We start from the raw sequence: 2,160 nt of genomic DNA on the forward strand, positions 1-2,160 counted from the left end.
AGATCAAGCTCAAGCTCATCGTTAAATGCATCAGTACTATCGTCAAATACAGATGATTTGAGTTTATAATTACTGAAATCGTATACTTCATGGAACTTGTACTTATACGACACATCATCGTCAATATGATCTGCAAGAACTACACCATTATAGGCTATAAATGGTCTTAAACGCCTTCCTGCCTTACTGTCATCTGAAAAGTCTTTACCGTCTTCGTATGCGCCAAGATCACCTTCAAAAAAATAATAAGAACTAAGCTTCGATGCAAACGTAGCGCCCATAAATTTAGCGATCTTTTCTGGATCATTGAGCTTTTCGTCCGTTACCTTGTAGTAAGTAAAATCTTTCTTATACAGTTCTCCTGTTTCAGGATTTACAGCGTCTCTATAGAAAACAACACCTATTTCGCTCTCGTCTCCGTCATCTGCGATATAAAGTTCTCTCATAATATGCTCAAAATTATCAACAAGCACATCTACATCAGCATTCATCTTATCTTCTTCGATCTCATTCACCATAGTAGACTGACTTGTATTACTGCTGTCATCTATATCCACATTCGGTATTCTGCTGTTCTTAGCCAAAAGCAGCCCACCTGCAAGTCCGCTCACAAGTACAAGTGCAGCCGCTACTGCGCTTATTCCGCGATAAAGCATCGGTCTGCGATAACGCTCAACTCCAGAAGCTTCAATTGTAAAGCCTTCGTCAGACTCCTCCATGGCCTTGAGTTGCTGATACTTCTGTTGACTTATCTTATATATTTTTTCTTTTTCTTTTCTGCCAGCAGCCGGATATTTTTCTGATATCCTTTCGATATCCTTTTCTATTCTACTAAACATCATATCAAGATCATCTTTCATGTATATCTCTCCTTATCTTGCAAATCCCACTTCATGGAGCATGTCTTTCAATCTTTTAATCGCCCTGCTGCATCTTGTCCTAACATTATCTGAAGACAGTTCGACTATTTTCGCAATTTCCTTTGAGCTCCTGCCATAGAAATACTTCTGTATTATTATTGTGGAATCGGGCTCACCAAGCTGCTCTACCGTATCGTATAGCAGCTGCCTGAGCTCAGACTGCTCCGTCGAAACTACTATATCCTCGTCCGATACGAACTCTTCGTTCTCCTCGAGTGATACGCTCCTTGAAGTATGTCTTGCAACCCTTCTATATGTATCAACTGCCTTCCTACGAGCCACAGAAGCTGTAAAGGCTTTGATATTTCCGCTTATTTCCTCCTGTTTGTCAAAAAAAAGGAAACACTGTGCAAAAACATCTCCTACACACTCATCTATATCTTCAACTGATGCAAAACCTTTAAGACGTGAATATACTATAGTGTAAACATAGTTGAAGTATTTATCATAAAAGGCACGTTGCCCACGTTCAGGCTTAGTCTTTAATAAATGCTGCATCTCTTTTTCAGTCATAGTTCAACACTCCTATTATGCACATTTTGTATTTCCCCTTTCACTAATACAAATCGTTAATGAGTTACATTATGTAACACTCAAAACATTATTTTTTATTTTTAACAATTATTATTTGCGGAGATACAAAAAATTTCTGCAGGGTATTTACTTTTTCGAGCAAATATGGTATGATAAGAAGGACTAAAAACGCATCGTCATTTTTTGCAGCTCAGCTGCTTTTTCCCTGGGGGGGATCATTTTTATGCAAATTCTTCTGTGTGCCCTGCTCGGATACTTCTTCGGCAATATCAATCCTGCCTTTATCATTGCTAAATTCAAGGGATTTGATATCCGTGAAAGAGGCTCGGGCAATGCTGGCGCATCAAATACAGTAATAACCATAGGCAAGAAAGCCGGTCTGCTAGTGGCCCTTTTTGATATCTTCAAAGCCGTTGCAGCTTCGACGCTTGCTGCATACCTTTTTCCTCAGATCAAGTTTGCAAAAATACTGTCGGGATCATGTTGTATACTCGGACATATCTTCCCTGTACTTATGAAATTTCATGGAGGAAAAGGGCTTGCTTCACTAGGTGGTACAATACTTGCATTCAATCCACTGACCTTCTCTCTTCTTCTTCTTTTTGAAATAGTCTTGGGCTTCTCAGTAGATTATGTTTGCGTCGTTCCTGTTACGGGTTCAATCATTTTTACCCTTATGTATGCGTTCATCACAGGAGATCCTGTG

Annotated in this window: 3 protein-coding genes; 1 reads left to right on the forward strand and 2 read right to left on the reverse strand. The window is 39.4% G+C overall.

The features are described from left to right. Together QZZ41_RS15360 and QZZ41_RS15365 are read right to left on the reverse strand one after the other, a co-directional pair. A partial coding sequence (locus tag QZZ41_RS15360; RefSeq protein WP_295074178.1) for a hypothetical protein occupies nt 1–860 on the reverse strand: 860 nt, incomplete at its 3' end. Nucleotides 861–872: 12 nt separating this feature from the next. Further along, entirely contained in the window at nt 873–1,433 is a 561-nt protein-coding gene (locus QZZ41_RS15365) for a sigma-70 family RNA polymerase sigma factor (RefSeq protein WP_295074180.1), read from the reverse strand. 244 nt (nt 1,434–1,677) lie between these two features. Here QZZ41_RS15365 and QZZ41_RS15370 point away from each other — a divergent pair. Beyond that, the coding region (locus QZZ41_RS15370) for a glycerol-3-phosphate acyltransferase (RefSeq protein WP_295074182.1) at nt 1,678–2,160 on the forward strand (483 nt) is incomplete at its 3' end.

This window comes from Ruminococcus sp., from assembly GCF_016283395.1.